Here is an 18,257-nt window from a genome sequence, read left to right as displayed (position 1 = left end):
ACCTGGATTAGCGCAATTACACAGTGGGACTATGGGATTCGCGGTGTCACTTGGCGGTGTTATAGCGAACCAGATACTCGGCGAATCGCCGGATATCGGCATCGTCCCACCCCGTCAGACGCTCGGCGAACTCGCGGTGGCGCCGCCGCTCGGCCTCCCCCGCGACCCGTCGCCCATCCGCCGTCGGCCGCAGGATGTGGTTGCGCCGGTTATCCGGATCGACCTCGCGGGTCAGATACCCCAGCCGCTCCAACGCGCCCACCTGTCGGCTGACCGTGGATTTGTCGAGGACGAAATGATCCGCGACATCGGTGGCCTGGCAGCCGTCACGCTCGATGACCAGATCCAGGATGCTGAACGCGACCAGCGATAACTCCGGATGCAGCTCCGACGCGCGGCCGCGGGCGCGCCGGGCGAACGCAGTCAGCTCGCGCTGGATGGTGCGGATTGCCGACGTGCGCGGTTCCGGAGTCATAGTTGCACTATACATCAGTTGTATGTTACAACTGCAATAGTTGTATTTACCAACTATCAGGAGTTGATCTCATGCGCTCGCACCAGCTCCGGCACGTCGCCGGACATCTGCTGACCCCACTGCTGATGTGCCTCGGCATGGCGCTCGCCTACCTGGGCGCGTTCCATCAGCCCGAGCCCAACCACCTGAAGGTGGCCGTGGTCGGCACGAGCGCGCAGGACATGGTGCTGGCGCAGACCATGAAGGACAAGGCGGGCGACGCACTCGAGGTGGTCACGCTGCCCTCGCGCGATGAGGCCACCGCGCAGTTGCGCGACCGCACACTCTCCGGCGCTTATGTTCCCGACACGCAACATCCGGAACTGCTGGTGGCCAAGGCGAATTCCGATACCACGGCAATGGCCGTCGAGCTGGTGTTCCGGCAGGTCGCCGGACAGCAGGGTGTGCCGATGACGGTCACCAATATCGCCCCGACCGCCAGCGGCGATCCGACCGGGCAGGGTCTGTTCTTCCTACTGGTCGCGCTGAGCATCGGCTCCTACGGCAGCGTCGCCGCGATCGGTGCGGCCGGTGCCGGGCTGTCGATGCGGGTGCGCGCGCTGATCGGTCTGGTCACCTCGCTCGTCGTCAGTATCATCGGGATCGCCGTCGCCGCACCCGTTTTCCACATCATCGACCACGATTACGTGGCGATCTGGGCCATGGGCTGGCTGTACTCGGCGGGCATCATCACCGTCGGCATCGGCCTGCACACCTTCCTGAAGCGCTGGACCACCCTCGCGCTGATGGCGCTATTCGTGATGCTCAACTTCACCACCTCGGGCGGCATCTACCGCCCCGAGTTGCAGAGCGGCTTCTTCGGTTCACTGCACGCGTTCTGGAACGGCGCCGGTTTCGTGGAGGGTGCGCGCAGCCTGCTGTACTTCGACGGCGGAGCGGGTTTCGCCGGCCGGATCGCGAGTCTGTTCGGGTGGCTGGCCCTCGGTGCGGTGTTGCTGGTGGTGGCCGCCGGACACGAACGGCGCAACTCCCCTGCCCCGGCCGCCCCGGTGCGGTCGCGGCAACCGGGCGAGGCCGCAGCGGAGATGGAAGAAGCGGTCGGCGTCTGACGCTTGGGAACTCGTCTCGCGGATTACGTTGGACGCGACCCCGAATTTCGGGGTCGCGTCACAGCGCGGCCCGGCACCGAGTACGATAAACAGATCGCCGCTCTGGCACACAATTCCGCAAGACCTGATTTACATGTAACCGTGAGTTACATGTAAATACCTGCGCCCGAAACAACTCCGGACATACTGCGCAGTTGGTGTGGGCCGCACCGCATCGGTGCGCCGACCAAATCCGAGACGAGTACGGTATATCCGGCCGGACCGCGTAGACAGGGGCGAGGAAGCATCGGTGGAAAGTCGGGGCGCGATATGAATCAGCCGTACTCGCACTGGTATGCCCAGAATTCGCCCGACAACCTACCGCTGGCCGCCCGCTATCAATCCGCCGACCCGATCAATTGGAACGGCAGCCTCATCTATCCGATGTACACCGAACAGGTCGGGCCCGCACCGATCCTGGTCACCATGACGCTGCTGTCCGCGGCGCCGCCCGCGGGCCTGCGCGGGCACGGCATCGGACTGTCGGTGATCGATGGACATATCGGTATCGACGGCAGACTGCTCGCCGGTGTCGATGTGTGGAGCGACGCGCTCGCCGCGGGCGTCACCTTCGAGGTGATTCCCACCGACCCGGGCGCACTGTTCTCCCTTACTCCGGTGTGGGTGGATGGCTACGGCGCGCAGAAATCCTGGACCGGCAACTACGGCATCATCATCGAACAACCCCCGACCGGCCGACTCGTGCTCTGGTGCAGCGTCGGCGAGGGCCCACCGAACTTCGCCAACCTCGTGGTCGAAGTCGACACCGCCAATGTGCCCGCCGTATCCGCGCCACCAGCCTTCGCGCCACCGGCACCCCCGCCCCAGCCGATCCAACCGCCTGATCCGGTGCAGGCCCCCGCGAACTTTCCGTCGACGCCATCGCCTGAGCGTCAACAGGCCCAGTCCGCGGACATGCAGGCGACACAACCCCTCGAATCGCTCCGAATCCGATCCACCACCCCTGAGCCGGTTCGGTTCCCAGAGCCACAGCAGCCCGCCGCCTTGGACCCCCAATGGACCAGGCTCCCGCCACCGCAGCAAACAACCGCCAACCCGGCACTCGCTCAGTTCTCAGCGCCGCACCAGACGACAGCCGAGCAGCCTCGGAGGTCGGAGCCGCAGCAACTGGATCAACAGCAGCCCCCCGCCGGGTGGACCCGGCTCCCGGAGCCACCGCACACGGCAACCGCCGAGCCCGAGCGCACCCGGTCAGAGCAACAACAACGTCCGGCCGTGGAACCCACGTGGACGCCCTATCCACAGTCGGAGCACTCTGCACATCCCGCGCGGTCTCCGGTCCCAGAACCGCGGCGAACACCAGCCGCGGACCCCGGGCACACTGCACTACCAGCGCAACAGTTGGACCATCAGTCGTTCGCAGCCGCGGATCCTGAACGAACGCAGCCCTCCGAACCCCACCGAACGCCGTCTGCCGACTCCGCGCAGGATCGGTTCCTGGCGGCGTGGGTGCCCGGATCAGCGAGTGTGCGCGCCTCGGTCGCGCCGCCACAGCTCGACCGACAGCAGATCGAACCGCAGTCGGCCGAGGACGCGGACCTCGGATACCGTGGTGCGCTTTACGATCTCGGCGTCGCCATGTTCAGACGTGGTGAGGAGGAGCAGGCCTGCGGGCTCTGGGCGCAGGCGGCCGATGCCGGGCATGCGGGGGCGGCCTACGACCTCGGTGTGGTCCGGTTTCGCTGCGGCGAGGTCGGCGATGCCGAACACTGGTGGCGGGCCGCCGCCGACCGGCGGGAATCTCGTGCCATGGTCGGGCTCGCCGAACTTCTGCAGCGTCAGGGCAATCATGCCGAGGCCGAGGTGTGGCGCGCGTGCGCGGCGGAGGAGACTTCGCCGGAACCCGATCAATCGGTCAATTCCAGCTGAGCCGCACCCGCACCCACCGCGCGATCGGCAAACGTGAATGTGTCTGTCGGCGTGCCGTTTTGCCCCGAACGGTCGCAAGTGGGCTCTCATCGGTCCTGGTGCGCGAAATCTGTGCAGGGTCTGGGTATCGTCCACGTCCACGTGGTTTCACCGGGGGCCGGTGTCGTGATGGCGAGCGCCGCAGCATGGTTGGCGAGACGCTCGGGCAGCAGTTCCGGGTCACCACGGTCTGCTGCTGGGTCTGTTGCGGCATCGGCCTTTTCGTTCACCGTCACGACAAGATCGGCATCCAGCGTGGCCTGCAGGGCGATCTCTTCGGTCATTGCGCCGTGGCGGACGATCACCGACATCAGGTGTCGTACCGCGTCGTAGACGCCGACGGTGAGGGTTCCGTCGATCGTGTCCAGCGGCCCGGTGAAGGAAACCTCGGAGTGCGCTGCCAGCGTCTCGGCGGTCTCGCAGATCAGGTCCAGCAGCTGTGTCCGCAACCCGCCGTCCTCGGAGACGGGCTCGAGTTCGTTGATGGTGTACCGAATCTGGTCGATCACGGTGTCGAGTTCGGTGACCGCATCGTCGAGCCGATCGGCGATAACCGGTCGCCGGACCAGCGACCGTATCCCGCTCAGCTGCAGGCTGAGCGCGAACAGCCGATGAATCACGGTGCGATGCAATTCGATCGCTATCCGTTCGCGCTCGCCGGCGATCCGCACAGTCCGCAGGCGGGCTTCGGCGAGCCGGAGGTTCACCAGGTTGTCCACGCGCGCGTGAAGTTCGCTGAGCGTGAACGGTTTCGGCAGGTAGTCGTTGGCGCCGGCCTGCAGCAGCGCCAGCCGTGACTCGTCATCGGCGCGGGCGCTGAGTATCAGCACCGGCGTGTTCGCCAGCACCTGGTCGGCCCGCACCTCGGCGAGCAGCTGATCTCCGCTCAACAGCGGCATCATGATGTCGCAGATGATCAGGTCCGGACGGCACGACCGCGCCAGCTCCAGCCCGGACCGGCCGTCGGAGGCCGCCAGCGTCCGGTAGCGTCCCGACAATGCCTGCTGGATAACGGCGTTGAGGTCGGCGTTGTCTTCGACGACCACTACCACCGGCCTGGACGGCGCAGCGACCGAGGGCCGACCCGTCGGCGAATCAGCCGTGGTGGTCAGTTCCGCGATCGCCGCGACCGGATCGAGGGACTGCCGCTCCTGCTCAGCGTCCGGCGCCGCCGCCCGGACCGGAGTGCCTGCGGGCGCTGTCCGAGGCAGATCCACGACCACCATCGCCCCGCCCTCCGGCGCGTCGGTGATGGTGACCTCACCGCGGTGCAGTCGGACAAGATCGCGGACGATACTCAAACCAAGGCCGGTGCCGCCGACCCTGCGGGTGGGCCCGCCATCGATTTGCCGGAACCGGTCGAATGCGACCGACCGCTGCTGCACCGGTATGCCGGGCCCGCTGTCGGCGACCTCGATGATCACTCGATCATCTCGACCCGCTGACACCGAACAGCGCACCGTCCCGCCCGACTCGGTGAATTTGAACGCGTTGGACAGCAAATTCACCAGTATCCGCTGCAGGTGCTCGGGATCGAGGATGGCAGTGATCGACTGCCGGGCATCGACGGTGAATCCGACCCCGCGATCGACAGCCACGGATTCGAAGTAGGACGAGCTGAGCCGCGCCAGCTCGGCAACGTCGACGCGAACGTAATCGGGCTGGACTGCACCAGCCTCGAGTTTGGACGCGTCGAGCAAATTGTTGACTTGCCTGACCAACATCTGCGCATTGCGGATGATCAGCTCGAGGTCCGCGCGGCTCGAGTCGTCGTCGGCACTCGCGTCCAGCAGTTTCTGCGCGGGCGCAAGGATCAACATCAGCGGAGTGCGCAACTCATGGCTGACGTTGGCGAAGAACTGGCTTTTGAGTTCGTCGAGCTCCTTGCTGCGCGCGTACAGATCGGCCAGTTCGGCGTTGGCCTCCTTGAGCTGGCGGCTGGCCTCTGCCACGTCGTGCGCGCGGGCGAAGACCTCCTGTTCCATCTGCCGGGTCGTGGCGCGCAGGGCGGCGGCCTCCCGCTGCTGAGCCGCGTCGGAGGCCTCCAGTCGCATGAACTCGGTGACGTCCTCGACGCGGTGGATGATGTATTGCAGTTCGCCGGACGAGTCGATGACCGGGGAGTTGAACGGGCTCCAGAACCTCTCCTCGAACGTGCCGTCCGGACGGCGGATGTCGTAGCGCTGCACCGGCATCGCATCGGTGACCCGATCGCGCAGCACCCGCTCCAGCGACACCCGCAGGTTCCGTACTCCCTCGGCCTGGGCGTCCTCGGGGTTGTCCGGAAAGATCTCGAAGACGTCCCGCCCGAGAATCTGCGCGCGTTCGGTCATGGTCGCCCGCTCGTACGCGTCGGTCACCGCCACGACGCGCAGACGCGGATCGAGAACCAGAATCAGCCCCGGCGCCGATTCGAACAACCGACGGAAATCGACGTCGCTCACAACCGCACCACCACCTTTCCGTCCCGCTCCCCCGGCTGGCGGCACGCAGGCGTTGTCCCGCATCGACCAGAAAACCACCGCAGCACATCACCGATCACCACACGGCACCCAGCAACGGCGCCTGTCGATCACCTCAGATAGGCGAACGGCGTCGGCCCGCACCACACAGCGCGGTCGGCACGAGCAAACACGCGATCATTTCGCGTTTCCCCAGCCTAATGTGCCCTTTACGCCTACGTCCACATCTCACAGCAACAACCCCGCCCGGCCTGCGACACGATATCCGGACTCCCTTGTCGAATTCGCCCTGATTTTCGTGCAGCCACGCGAGTGCGAACTACGCCACTCGGTCATCGTGGTCGGTAAGACTTGATAAATCGTTCGCGGATTGTGAGCGGGTGCCTTAGGTTGGCCGGTATGGGAGGCAGTCCTGGCTCGAACGGAGCGTGCGTGGTCGGCGCGTACTACGTGCGGCTGCGCGCGGAGGCCTGGATTCTGCCGGTGCACTCCGTTCCCATCACCCGATCGATCTGATCGAGGTTCTCGCGTCCGGTCGCTGAGCGACCGCGCTGCGCCCTGATGGGTTGCGCCCCAGCTTGGGGCATGTTCCGGCATGGGTCCGGGCGAATCACACATTCCTGATTCGACCACTCCGTTCGGAGGACACCCATGTCCCGCAATCGTTCGCTGCCGCGCGCCCGCGATACCCGCATTCGCACCGGCAGCACCCGAAAACAACTGTCGCAGAACTTTCTCACCGATACCGGCGTTGCCGGCATGCTGGTGCGTTCAGCCGGTATTCGCGCCGAGGACCTCGTTGTGGAGATCGGCCCCGGCGATGGCATGCTGACCCGGCATCTGCTGGCAACCGCGCGACAGATTCTGGCCTATGAAAAGGACGGCCACTACGTCGCGCGACTCCGCAGGCGATACTCCGACGAGCACCGAATTCGCATACACCACGCGGATATTCGCGACATCACCCCACCGTGCCGGCCGTTCGTCGTCATCGCGAATATCCCCTTCGCCGCAACCACCGATATCGTCCGCTGGTGTCTCGCGGCGCCCCAGCTCACCGCCGCGACCCTGCTGACCCAGCGGGAATTCGCCCGCAAACACACCGGCGACTACGGCCGCTGGACCAAGCTCACCGTAACCCAATGGCCCGCCATGACAATGACATTGGGCACCCTGGTAGACCGACGCCATTTCCATCCGATGCCCCGGGTCGACGCCGCCGTCTTGCGTCTGAACAGACGACGACAGCCCTTACTCGACCCCAACGCTCTGCGCGACTACCACCGTCTCGTCGAACTCGGCTTCACCGGCGTCGGCGGATCCCTCGCGGCCTCACTTCGCCGCGCCTTTCCAATTCACCAAGTACGCAAAGCGTGCGCCACCGCCACGATCGCCCTCGACGAACCGGTCGGCCTGGTCTCCCCCGACCGCTGGCTCACCCTCTACCGGGCATTGAGCTAGCAAATCACTTGCCCAACTGAGCCGCCACCGAGGTATCGGCGGGGATACGATGCGCAGATGGCGCACCCCGCTCCGCCGGTACCGGGGGCGACGGCCGCTCCGGACCGATCGCCGGGTGGTTCGCGCGGCAACGGGGTCGCCGAGGTCGATTCAATATCAGCTTCAGTGGCAATGTCTCCGGCGACAGCCCCGTCGCCTACTTCGGCGGCTCACTGGCCTACATGTCGCCGGAGCAGCTCGCGGCCCTACACCCGGACAAGTCGACCACCGCCGCCGACCTCGACACCCGCAGCGATCTCTACGCGCTCGCCGTCATGCTGTGGGAATTGCTCACCGGCAGTAAACCTTTCGACGACGAGACGGTGACCGGCGGCGACCGCACGGCATCTGCTTCCTCATCGGATTCATCGTCACGAACGTGCTGCTCGCCAACCTCTGGTCGATCTCGCGCGGACTACACAAGGGCAAGTCCTATGACGCGCCGACGCTGGCTCGGGCGCGCACCGACACCCTGCAACTCGGTCGCCGAAATGTGCTGACCTGCTTCGCTCTATGGGTCGTGGCCGGTGTCGTCGTCCCGGTCTCGGTGCAGGTTTCCGGCAACCAGCTCAGCGCCGAGGCCTACGTGCACTTCTTCATCACCCAGATCGTCTGCGGCGCCATTGCGATGGCCTACCCGTATTTCCTGGTCAGCTTCTACGCGGTGCGCTGCATCTACCCGATATTCCTGCCGCATGGCGGACTCGGCGCCGAGGACGCCGGGCAGCTGCGGCAACTCGACCGTCGCAGCACCTATTTTCTGGCCATCGCCGCGGCCGTCCCGCTGCTCGGCGTCGCGGGCGCGACCTTCATTCCCGCCGCGGGTATTCCGGCCGTCATCGTGGCGCTGCGCGTGCTCTGTGTCGGAAGTGCGCTGGCCTTCGTCGCCATCTACTGGTTGTTCCGGATGCTCGAGCAGGATCTCGCCGCGTTGGGCCGCATCGTCGCCCGCTGAACCGCGTCACCCGGGTTGGATCAGCGTGCGTTTGAGGATCTTGCCGGTCGCGTTGCGCGGCAGCGCATCCAGGAAGGTGACATCGCGCGGCACCGAGAACCGGCTCAGGCGGTGGCGAATGTAGTTGCACACCATATCCCGGTCCAAGCCGAACCCTTCCCTGGTCACCACGAACGCCGCCAGCCGCTGGCCGTATTCCGGATCCGGCACACCGACGACCGCGACCTCACTGACCTGCGGCAGATACGACAGCGCCTCCTCCACCGGCCGCGGAAAGACGTTCTCACCACCGGAGATGATCATCTCGTCATCGCGGCCCGCGACGAACAGCCGCCCCTCGACATCGAGATAACCGAGGTCGCCGGTGTCGAGCATGCCCCCGGATTCGGTCGGCGGCGTGGCATCGGTATAGCCGTCGAAGAGCATATGGTTGCTGACGAAGATCCGCCCGGTCACCCCGCGCGGCACTGGACGCAGATCCTGGTCCAGCACAGCGAGTTTGGTGCCCAGCGGCGGCCGCCCCGCGGTGGTCGGCGCGGCCCGCAGATCCACCGGATCGGCGATGGTCGCCCAGGACACCTCGGTGGAACCGTAGACGTTGTAGAGGATGTCGCCGTAGGTGTCGAGGAACCGCTGCACCGTGGTGCCCGCCAGCGGTGCACCGCAACTGGCCACCACCCGCAGGCTCGAGGTGTCGTAGCGATCGCGAATATGGGTGGGCAGCTCCAGGATTCGATGCACCATCAGCGGCACCACGATCAGTGTGGTGACCTTGTGCCGGTCGATCAGGCGCAGGCAGTCCTCGGCATCGAAGCGCTCCGGCAGCACCACGCCGGCCCGAATCGCGGTGCTGATCTGCAGTGCGGCCAGACCCCAGGTGTGGAACAGCGGGGACGGGATGAGCATCGTCTCGTCCATCCGCATCGGGATCCGCGACAGCAGCGCGGCGACCGTATGGAAACCCTTGGGCTGCGGGCGTTGCGCGCTCTTGGGCGTTCCGCTGGTTCCGGAGGTGAGCACGATCAGCTTGCCCGGTTGCGCCGGCTTGGTGAACGTCGGCGCGTCGAGCGCGATGAGATCGTCGACCGTATTGCGCTGCGCGGCGCTGATCCGTCCGGTCGAGAAGCGCGGTACCTCCGCGGCGATGTAGTGGATGAGCGGCTCGAATTCATCATCGAGGAAGACCGCCGAGAGCCCGTGCCGGTCCGCGACATCCTCGATCTGCCGCGCCGAGAGCCCGGTATTCAGCAGTACCGTGTCGACGCCGAGTTTGCCCGTGGCGACCATGCATTCGACCATCGCCACCCGATTGCGCGACAGCAGCCCAACCTTGTCGCGCGCACCGATCCCGAACATCGCCAACGCCGAGGCCAGCCGGTGTGAGCGTGCGTGGATATCGGCGAAACTGTAGGCCGCGTACTCGTCGGCGAGCGCGAGCCGTTTCGGTGAATGCCCGGCGGCGGCCGCGTAGCCACCAGCCAGCGTGAAACCCCATTTCGCCAGGCCGCCCATCTGTTTGAACGCACGGTCGGGCCGGTAGGTGCGTAACACACCGGTCGTCATCATCTGCTTGAGAGTGCCCACTTGATGGCCGACCGTGGAGTCCTCACCGTTGACGAGCACCGATGTCGGCGCGCCGTTGATGGCGTCGGCGACACGGTCGAGTGCGGCGTGGGTCCAGGTGACCACGTCGGCATTGTCGTATTCGGCGATGGCGGAATGGATCCGGCCGGCACCGAAATAGGTGACCGTGACCCGGGTCCGGTCGGCTTCGGCGGCGCCGCGCAACCGCACAGTGACGAAGCTGCCCAGGCCGGGGCATTGCAGTTCGAAGGTCTCCGTCTCTTTGCCGACGACCAGCCGGATGGGCGGAGCGGTGATGGATATCGCCGCCGAGCCACCGCGGAACAGCAGAACGGGGTGTATGTCCGATGTCTCGGCTCGTTCGCATACACCGATTCCCGGGAACATCCGGGCGTATGTCTGCGGGTCCATGAGCAGATCCCACAGGGGTTTGCGTGCGACTTCGAACTCCGCATCGACATTGATGACGTCGGTAACCAACTGCATGCATTTCTCGTGGGCCGAATCAAGGTGACCGAGACGGCGCTGTTACGCATTTGTACCCAGCAGTAACACATAGGTCAAGTGCCCGTCGCTTGCCGGAGGATTGCCGGACATCCATTGCTCGCGAACAGATTCCCGCAGGCCATGGCTGCCTGCACAATGTGATCTAGCACCCTTCGTGCACCGTCATTGCGCAAAGCTTGGGAAACGGGGAGCACCTATGACCGCCAGAGCAGACCTCGAACACGAATTGGGCGGCCCGGTGGCGGCCCTCGATCAGCTCTCCGATACGGAGGCCGCCGACCTGCTGAGTATGTTCCGCGACGCGCGCGCCGCCGAGACGGCCGGGCTCACCGCGGCGGTCGACAGGTTGGTCGGTGCACTGCCATGGCCGTTGCGCACGGCGGCCAAGAAAGTCATGTTCGGGAATCGGCTCGGATGACGAACTCAGCGTCGCGAAGCGACTCGATGGAACGTGGTGGCCGGGAGCCGGGTCGGCCCGACCTCGTGACCAGGGCACAGTTGATTCTGCTTGCCCGCACACTGCATGTTCCCGCAGAACGCCTGACACATTTGAACAGGCTCGGCGCCGCGCAATTGCACGACCTGCAACAGCGCATGGCGCGCGTCATCTTCGACGAGCACGCCGCGACCTTCAAACGGCTCAGCATGCTGGTGCCGATCATCCCGCTGAGCATTTCGATACCGCTGGTGCAGCGGATCGTGCCACCGATGATGGGCGGACGTGCGGCGGGTGCGGTCGGCGTCGTTCATCCCAAAAAGGCCGCGGAAGCCGTCGGGATGCTGAATCCGAAGTATGCCGCCGATTGCGCGCCGCATATCGACCCGCACACCGTCGGCCAACTCGCCGTTGTCGCGCCGCCCGAACCGATCGTGCGGATCGCCAACGAACTGATGCGCCGCAAGGACTACGTCACCATAGGACCCCTGCTCGCCTATGCCACCACGCCGCTCATCCGCGCCATCGAGGCGGGCGTCCCGGATGACGCCGGGCTGATCATGTCGGCGGCCTACGCCTACTCCGCCCCGAATATCAGCGCGATCGTGCGCCAGCTGCTGACCGGCCCGCTGGACCGGATACCGGGCATCCTGGAAACGATCCTGGCCGGTTCGACCGAGCTGCGGCTCGCGGCGATATCGGCCTTCGCCCGCTGCGACGAGGATGTGATCGAAGCACTCGGCGACGTGCTGTTCGAGATCGGTGCGCCCGAAGCCGTCACCGATCTCGCCACCACCCTCATCGCGGACGGCGCGATCGACGACATGCTCCGCTTCACCGCGGCACTGAGCCCATCGGCTCTGGACACCCTGGCCGCGAATCCGATCACCGCCGACCGGGCGGCGATGTCGGCACTGGTCGCCGCTGTCGCGTATGTCACCGACCCCGTGCTCTGGCGCGGCCTGCTCGCGCTGGTCGAGCGCACCGACGTCGAGGTGCGACGCCGAACCAGCGCCCAGCTGATCGAATTGCCCGAACCGACGCTGGCCGCACTCCCGCTGATCGCGACCAAGGGCCGTCTGTGGTCGCCCCTGCTGCGGGTGCTCGCCGCGACCGACGCCGACACCCAGGTCCGTCTCGGCGAGCTCTGGGCCAAGCTGCCCGCCGAGGAGCGCACCGATATCGAACGCCACGCCCGCGACCTCGGCCTGTTCACCCAGCTCGCATCGCTCACCGTCACGCTGGACATCTACGGCTGAGACCTGGTGCCCGCGTGCATGTTTGCAGTCCATGCACGCGGGCAGACCGCGCTAAACCGCAGTGAAATCCCGGCTGGCGATATACGTCGGGCGCGGGGCCGGGGCGGCGAAGGGCTCCACCAAGGCGTTCTCGACGCTGTTGAACACCAGGAAGATATTCGAGCGCGGGAACGGGGTGATGTTGTTCGACGAGCCGTGCATGATGTTCGAATCGAACAGCAGGGCCGAACCGGCATTGCCGGTGAACTGGGTGATGCCGTACCGGTTTGCCAGCGCCGAGATATCGGCGTTGGTCGGTACGCCGATCTCCTGCTCCTGCAACGACTCCCGGTAATGCTCGGCTGGGGTGCTGCCGGTGCACGGCACGAAGGTGCGGTGCGAACCGGGCATCACCATCAGGCTGCCGTTGATCGGGTAGTTGTTGGTCAGGGCGATCGACAGGCTGACCGCGCGCGGCGCCGGCATGCCGTCCTCGGCGTGCCAGGTCTCGAAATCCGAATGCCAGTAGAAGCCGGTCCCACGGAAGCCGGGCATGTAGTTGACCCGGCTCTGGTGGATGTAGACCTCGGATCCGAGCACCTGCCTGGCCATCCCGGCGACCCGGGATTCGCGCACCAACTCGGCGATCGCGGCGCTGAGCCGGTGCACCTCGAAGACCGAGCGCACCCGGTTCGAGGACTTCTCCACGATCACCCGGTCGTCGCCCAGCAGTGCCGGATCACCGGCGAGACGGTCGATTTCGGCGCTGAACTCCGCGACCTCGGCCGGTGTCAGCAGTTGGTCGACGATCCCGAAGCCATTGGCGTCGAAGGACGATAGCTGCTCGGAGTCGGTCGAACCCCACACCGTCGGATCGGTCCGGTCCAGATGTGGCCCCGCCACGTGCAGGCGGGTCGGGTAGCGATCGCTGGTCTGCACCAACGTCATTGCGCCTCCTTTCAGCTGACCTGGGCCGCGACGAGCGGATAGACGCCGTCGCTGTCGTGGACCTCCTGCCCGGTGACCGGCGGGTTGAACACACACATCATCCGCATATCGGTGCGCACCTCGAGGCGATGGCGTTCGTGGTCATCGAGCAGGTACATCGAGCCGGGCGCCAGTTCGTAGGTGACGCCGGTGTTCAGATCCGTCAGCGTCCCTTCGCCCTCGATGAGCCAGACCGCCTCCACGTGATACCGGTAGTGGAACTCGTGCACGGTCCCAGCCTCGATGGTGGTCTCGTGGAAGGAGAATCCGACGCCGTCGCCGCCGAGGATGATGCGCTTACTGCGCCAGCCCTGGCCCGCGACATCGCGTTCGGTGTCGGTGATCTCCGCGGTATTGCGCACGATCATCTCAGCTCTCCTGTCCGCAGACGGTGCCGACCGCGCCGGTCAGCAACCGCAGGCCGTGCTCGACCTCTTCATCGCTGACCGTCAACGGCGGCAACAATTTCACTACTTCGTCCAGTGAGCCGGAGGTCTCCACCAGCAGGCCGCGCTCGAAGGCGACCTGGCAGACCTTGCTGGCCTGCGAGGGATCGTCGAAGACCACACCGTGCACCAGTCCGCGACCCCGCGTCGAAATACCCGGGAAGTACTCGGTCAACTGCGTCAGCGCCGCGCCGATCCGCTGGCCCTTCGCCTCGGTCGAGGCCTGCAGCGTGCCGTCGGACCAGAAGTGTTCCAGCGCGACCTGTGCGGTGATGAAGGCCGGGTTGTTCCCGCGGAAGGTGCCGTTGTGCTCACCCGGCGCCCACTGGTCGAGCTCCGGCTTGAACAACACCAGCGCCATCGGCAACCCGTACCCACCGATCGACTTCGACAGCGTCACGATATCGGGAGTGATGCCCGCGACCTCGAAGGAGAAGAACGGCCCGGTCCGGCCGCAGCCCATCTGCACATCATCGACGATCAGCAGAATGCCACGCGCCGTGCACAATTCGGACAGATGCCGCAACCACTCCGGGCGCGCGATATTGACGCCGCCCTCACCCTGCACCGTCTCCACGATCACGGCGGCAGGCCGGTCGAAGCCCGAGGAGGTGTCGTCGAGCACCCGCTCCATCCATTGGAAGTCGGCGGTGGTGTTGTCGAAGTAGCCGTCATAGGGCATATGCGCGGCATGCACCAGCGGCACACCGGCACCCGCGCGCTTGGCGGCGTTGCCGGTCACCGACAGTGCGCCGAGTGACATGCCGTGGAAGGCATTGGTGAAGCTGATGATGGTCTCGCGCCCGGTGACCTTGCGGGCCAGTTTCAGTGCGGCCTCGACGGCATTGGCGCCGGTCGGGCCGGGGAACTGGACCTTGTACTCCAGGCCGCGCGGCGCGAAGACGGTGTCGCGCAGCGTTTCCAGCAACCGCCGCTTGGCGACGGTCGACATATCGAGGCCGTGCGTGATGCCGTCACCGGCGATGTACTCCAGCAGCGGCTGCTTGAGCACCGGATTGTTGTGGCCGTAGTTCAGCGCACCAGCACCGGCGAAGAAGTCGAGGTACTCCTTCCCGTCCTCGGCACGCAGCCAGGTGCCGGATGCGGTGGTGAACACCGTCGGCCAGGCACGGCAGTAGCCGCGGACATTGGATTCCAGTTCCTCGAAAATGGTCGTCTCGACGGTAGTCAACGGCGAACCTCCTGCTTTCGGGCGGTGGGGGCGATCAGATAGAGGTCTTCGGCAGCGTGGCTGTCCGGGAAGTGATCGGGTTCAAATAGGGGTTGCTTGGTCATATGCGCCGAACGGCGGCGCGCGACGGCGGCGAACATCGCGACCGACGCCGGATTGTCCGGTGCGATAGTCGTCTCCAACGCCGAAACCCCGGCGTCGGCGGCGGTGTCGAGCAGGGTGTCCAGCAGCGCGGCACCGATACCGCGTCCCCGCTGCTCGTGCTCGACCGCGACCTGCCACACGAAGACCGTCTCCGGTGCCTGCGGGCGCAGGTAGCCGATCACGAATCCGACGACCCGTCCGCCCAGTTCGGCGACCACCGAGGTACTCGCGAAATCGCGACACCACAGCAGATAGGCGTAGCTGGAGTTGGTATCGAGAACCCGCGAATTCTTGGCGACACGCCAGATCTGGGCCGCGTCGCCTACTCGTGGCGGCCGCAGCACCGGCCGCTCGTGTGCCGAAATCGGCACGGCCGCAGGGTATTCGGTGACCGATGGATCGGCATTCGTGGTGGACAAGGTGTGCAGTGACATACATCTCCCTGGTCGGGTCTGCAGTACTTATCCAGGCTTACGAAGCTACTTTGAGGTGAACCAGTCGATCTCTTTGCGGTTGTGTTACGAAAAGATCACAACTGCAGGCTAGGTCACACTTTTTGATGTTTCAGCGCTGCAGATCGAGCCGATACCCAAGGCCGCGCACGGTAACCACGATGTGCGGATCCGAGGCATCACGCTCGATTTTGGTGCGCAGGCGACGCATATGCACGTCGACGATCCGCTCATCGCCGAAAAAGCCGTCGTCCCAAACTCTTTCGAGCAACACCGTGCGGCTGAGCACCCGGCCGGGTGATTCGGCGAGTTCGCAGAGCAATTTGAATTCGGTGATGGTGAGCCGGATTTCGTCCTCGCCGCGGCGCACGGCGCCGCCGTCACGATCCAGGATCAGTGGCGTGTCGGGGTGCGCGTCGAGCACGGCCTCTCGAGGTGTCTCCCGCTCCATGGTGAGGCGCGCGCGCCGGCGCAGCGCGCGCATGCGGGCGGAGATCTCCTTGATCTCGAACGGCTTGGTGACGTAATCGTCGGCGCCCGCCTCCAGCGCGGCCACCACATCGTGGGTGTCGTCGCGCGAGCTGACCACGATGATCGGGACGTCGTGGTCGCGGCGGATCTCCCGGATGCAGTCGAACCCGTCCATATCGCCGAGCATCAGCTCGACGATCATCACATCGGGGGCGTCGTTGTTGCGCAGATACGTGAGCGCGTCCTCGGCCTCGTGGGCTTCGGCAACGTCGTAACCCTCGTCTTCCATGGCCGAGCGCAGTGCGCCCCGCACCACTTCATCGTCGTCAACGATCATCAGGTTTGCGGTCAAGCCCTCATCCCTTGCAGACACGCGGACGCGCGACGCGGAGACTCGCGTACCCATAACCGACGCGACAGTCCGCCTTGGAGCACCTTTGCCAACTGACGGAATACCCCGATCAACTGTTCGGTAAACGGCTGGTCACGGTCCGTCGGTCGGCGTCCGGCTACTCCACCCTGGTGCGCACACCCGTTTTGCGCAAATTGCATATGACGGCGGTCACAGTTTGCTGCGCTCACCAATCATCGCGCTGAGACTGTTCGAGCCGGTTGAAATTGCTCGGCCCGCCGTTGGCACTGCGCTCCTGATATCGGAAGCTCAGCCGACGTGCGTCGAAGGTGGCGAACCATTCGTCCCAGCCGACCGCACGCAGTACCGCGCCGCCATAGCCGGGGAAGTCGAACCGCAGCACGCCGAGGCGACCGTTGTATTCGCTGCCGGGCATGGTGGCCGGACGTGCGCCGCGCTGCTCCGCCCAGCGCCGGATCACGTCATGATTGCGGGTGACCAGAATGCGGCCGGCCTGTTGCGCCCCCTCGACGCGGGAAGTGGATTCCAGCGGACCTTTCAGCGACCTCGAAGCCCCCGGTCCGATGTACGGATCTCGGGTGCCCGGTCGTCGCTGATCGTTCATGACGACCTCCTTGCGCGTCGGCATCGGTTATCCGGTTGCCCTTCGCGTACCCGCGCGTTGCGTCGGGCAAACAGTGGATCCGATCACAGCGAAACACATTGGGCGACAACCTATTCCCCGAACCGGTCAATCGCGCAGCGCTTGGTCACGCAACTTCGCGAGCGTTCTGGACAGTATGCGGGAGATGTGCATCTGCGAGACGCCGAGTTGCTCGGCGATCTGCGACTGGGTCTTGGACTCGAAGAAGCGCATGATCAGGACCTGTTTTTCGCGCTCGGGCAGCTCTTCGATCAGCGGTTGGACCGCCAGGTAATCCTCGACGTACCGGTAGTGCGACTCCTCCACGCCGAGGCTGTCCAGCAGCGGCAGCGGCGCGTTCTCGATATCATCGCCGGCCACCGCGTCGAGTGAGCTGGACTGGTAGGCATTGCCCGCGATCAGCGCCTGGGTGACCTCGACGAGGTCCACCCGCAGCTCCTCGGCGATCTCGCGTGCCCTGGGTATGCGGCCCAGTTGCTGGGACAACGCCTCGATGGTGGGGCCGAGGCTGAGCTGGATCTCCTTGGTGCGCCGGGGCACCCGCACAGCCCAGGTGTTGTCCCGGAAATGCCTGCGGACCTCGCCCATGATGGTCGGCACCGCGAAGGACAAGAACGAGGAACCGTGCGTGATGTCGAACCGGTCCGCGGCCTGCACCAGGCCCAAGCGGGCCACCTGCAGCAGATCGTCGAAATTCTCGCCGCGTCCGGAGAACTTGCGCGCGATGTGCTCGGCCAGCGGTAGGCACCGGCCGATCAGCTCCTCCCGCAACGGTCCTCGACGGGGGTCGGTCGAATCCAGGGCGGCGATCTTCTCGAACAGCGGCTCGATATTGTCGTAGCTGTCGCCGCGTGATCTCGACTCAGCCGCCATCGGCACCACCTCGCGCCCAAGCGAAGTCGACGACGGTCGGATATCCGGAGACCGCACTGTCGAACGGCTCCTGTACCGCCGCGATCGATTGCGTCAGTGTGCGCACGATATGCCAGCCGAATCCGGCTTGACCCACTACTGTTTCAGACACTGCCGCCGAGGCGACGCGCACGAACATTTCGTTCTCGTTGTAGGTGAATTCACAATCCAGTGTCGAACCCGGTACGGCGTCCAGGATCAGCGAGGTCGCCACCTCGTCGAGTGCGAGCCGGATGTCGACGACCTCGTCGATCGCGAAATCCGCGATCAGGGCTACGGTTTCGGCGAGTGCGCGCAGCATTGTCAGCTGCTCGAGCTCGGCGGGTACTCGTACCCCGATCGTCGTCGTCCGCTCCACAGCGGACTGGGAAGTCGACTCCCCCATACCCATCACCACCTATTC

Annotated in this window: 16 protein-coding genes and 1 pseudogene; 6 read left to right on the top strand and 11 right to left on the bottom strand. The window is 65.5% G+C overall.

The features are described from left to right. Window positions 1–46: 46 nt before the first annotated feature. A complete protein-coding gene (locus tag OG874_RS13310) occupies window positions 47–475 on the bottom strand; it encodes a MarR family winged helix-turn-helix transcriptional regulator (protein WP_330255438.1) in 429 nt (142 codons plus the stop codon). A gap of 71 nt (window positions 476–546) precedes the next feature. On the opposite strand from OG874_RS13310, the gene OG874_RS13305 reads away from it, so the two are divergent. Then, entirely contained in the window at window positions 547–1,584 is a 1,038-nt protein-coding gene (locus OG874_RS13305; protein WP_330255437.1) for a hypothetical protein, read from the top strand. 309 nt (window positions 1,585–1,893) lie between these two features. Next, window positions 1,894–3,513, top strand: coding sequence for a hypothetical protein (locus OG874_RS13300; RefSeq protein ID WP_330255436.1), 1,620 nt, complete (start codon window positions 1,894–1,896; stop codon window positions 3,511–3,513). Between the two features lie 86 nt (window positions 3,514–3,599). Here the strand turns inward: OG874_RS13300 and OG874_RS13295 are convergent, their stop codons facing one another. After that, window positions 3,600–5,996, bottom strand: coding sequence for an ATP-binding protein (locus tag OG874_RS13295; protein ID WP_330255435.1), 2,397 nt, complete (start codon window positions 5,994–5,996; stop codon window positions 3,600–3,602). Between the two features lie 669 nt (window positions 5,997–6,665). Here OG874_RS13295 and erm point away from each other — a divergent pair. Continuing rightward, window positions 6,666–7,475: a 23S ribosomal RNA methyltransferase Erm gene (gene erm, locus OG874_RS13290; protein WP_330255434.1), complete on the top strand. Its 810-nt coding sequence runs from the start codon at window positions 6,666–6,668 to the stop codon at window positions 7,473–7,475. A 149-nt stretch (window positions 7,476–7,624) separates the two neighbouring features. After that, window positions 7,625–8,469, top strand: a pseudogene (locus OG874_RS13285) (hypothetical protein); the annotation flags it as partial. A gap of 6 nt (window positions 8,470–8,475) precedes the next feature. Here OG874_RS13285 and OG874_RS13280 read toward each other — a convergent pair. After that, a complete protein-coding gene (locus tag OG874_RS13280; RefSeq protein WP_442943397.1) occupies window positions 8,476–10,533 on the bottom strand; it encodes an AMP-binding protein in 2,058 nt (685 codons plus the stop codon). 223 nt (window positions 10,534–10,756) lie between these two features. On the opposite strand from OG874_RS13280, the gene OG874_RS13275 reads away from it, so the two are divergent. Together OG874_RS13275 and OG874_RS13270 are read left to right on the top strand one after the other, a co-directional pair. Beyond that, on the top strand, window positions 10,757–10,978 hold the full coding sequence (locus OG874_RS13275) for a hypothetical protein (protein WP_330255431.1): 222 nt from the start codon (window positions 10,757–10,759) through the stop codon (window positions 10,976–10,978). Then, the gene (locus tag OG874_RS13270; protein ID WP_330255430.1) at window positions 10,975–12,255 is read left to right on the top strand and encodes a hypothetical protein; all 1,281 of its coding nucleotides are present in this window, start codon (window positions 10,975–10,977) and stop codon (window positions 12,253–12,255) included. Before OG874_RS13275 ends, OG874_RS13270 begins: the two co-directional genes overlap by 4 nt. Before the next feature lie 51 nt (window positions 12,256–12,306). Here the strand turns inward: OG874_RS13270 and thpD are convergent, their stop codons facing one another. The 8 genes from thpD to OG874_RS13230 form a co-directional block, all read right to left on the bottom strand. Next, a complete protein-coding gene (gene thpD / locus OG874_RS13265; RefSeq protein WP_330255429.1) occupies window positions 12,307–13,182 on the bottom strand; it encodes an ectoine hydroxylase in 876 nt (291 codons plus the stop codon). A gap of 11 nt (window positions 13,183–13,193) precedes the next feature. Next, window positions 13,194–13,589, bottom strand: a complete 396-nt coding sequence (locus tag OG874_RS13260; protein ID WP_330255428.1) for an ectoine synthase — start codon at window positions 13,587–13,589, stop codon at window positions 13,194–13,196. A 1-nt stretch (window position 13,590) separates the two neighbouring features. Then, window positions 13,591–14,859: a diaminobutyrate--2-oxoglutarate transaminase gene (gene ectB / locus OG874_RS13255; protein ID WP_330255427.1), complete on the bottom strand. Its 1,269-nt coding sequence runs from the start codon at window positions 14,857–14,859 to the stop codon at window positions 13,591–13,593. Continuing rightward, complete coding sequence (ectA, locus tag OG874_RS13250; RefSeq protein ID WP_330255426.1) at window positions 14,856–15,437, bottom strand: diaminobutyrate acetyltransferase; 582 nt, start codon at window positions 15,435–15,437, stop codon at window positions 14,856–14,858. Before ectA ends, ectB begins: the two co-directional genes overlap by 4 nt. Window positions 15,438–15,567: 130 nt before the next feature. After that, on the bottom strand, window positions 15,568–16,278 hold the full coding sequence (locus tag OG874_RS13245) for a response regulator transcription factor (protein ID WP_330255425.1): 711 nt from the start codon (window positions 16,276–16,278) through the stop codon (window positions 15,568–15,570). A 226-nt stretch (window positions 16,279–16,504) separates the two neighbouring features. Then, the gene (locus tag OG874_RS13240; protein WP_330255424.1) at window positions 16,505–16,903 is read right to left on the bottom strand and encodes a hypothetical protein; all 399 of its coding nucleotides are present in this window, start codon (window positions 16,901–16,903) and stop codon (window positions 16,505–16,507) included. Between the two features lie 126 nt (window positions 16,904–17,029). After that, window positions 17,030–17,815, bottom strand: coding sequence for an RNA polymerase sigma factor SigF (locus OG874_RS13235; RefSeq protein ID WP_330255423.1), 786 nt, complete (start codon window positions 17,813–17,815; stop codon window positions 17,030–17,032). Next, window positions 17,805–18,239 carry an anti-sigma factor gene (locus OG874_RS13230; protein WP_330255422.1) on the bottom strand — a complete coding sequence of 145 codons (435 nt, stop codon included), beginning with the start codon at window positions 18,237–18,239 and terminating at the stop codon, window positions 17,805–17,807. The genes OG874_RS13235 and OG874_RS13230 overlap by 11 nt, the downstream gene beginning before the upstream one ends. Between the last annotated feature and the right edge of the window lie 18 nt (window positions 18,240–18,257).

Origin of the sequence: Nocardia sp. NBC_00565 (genome assembly GCF_036345915.1) — a bacterium.
Taxonomy (GTDB): Bacteria; Actinomycetota; Actinomycetes; order Mycobacteriales; family Mycobacteriaceae; genus Nocardia.
This window is presented reverse-complemented; position numbering and strand designations above follow the sequence as displayed.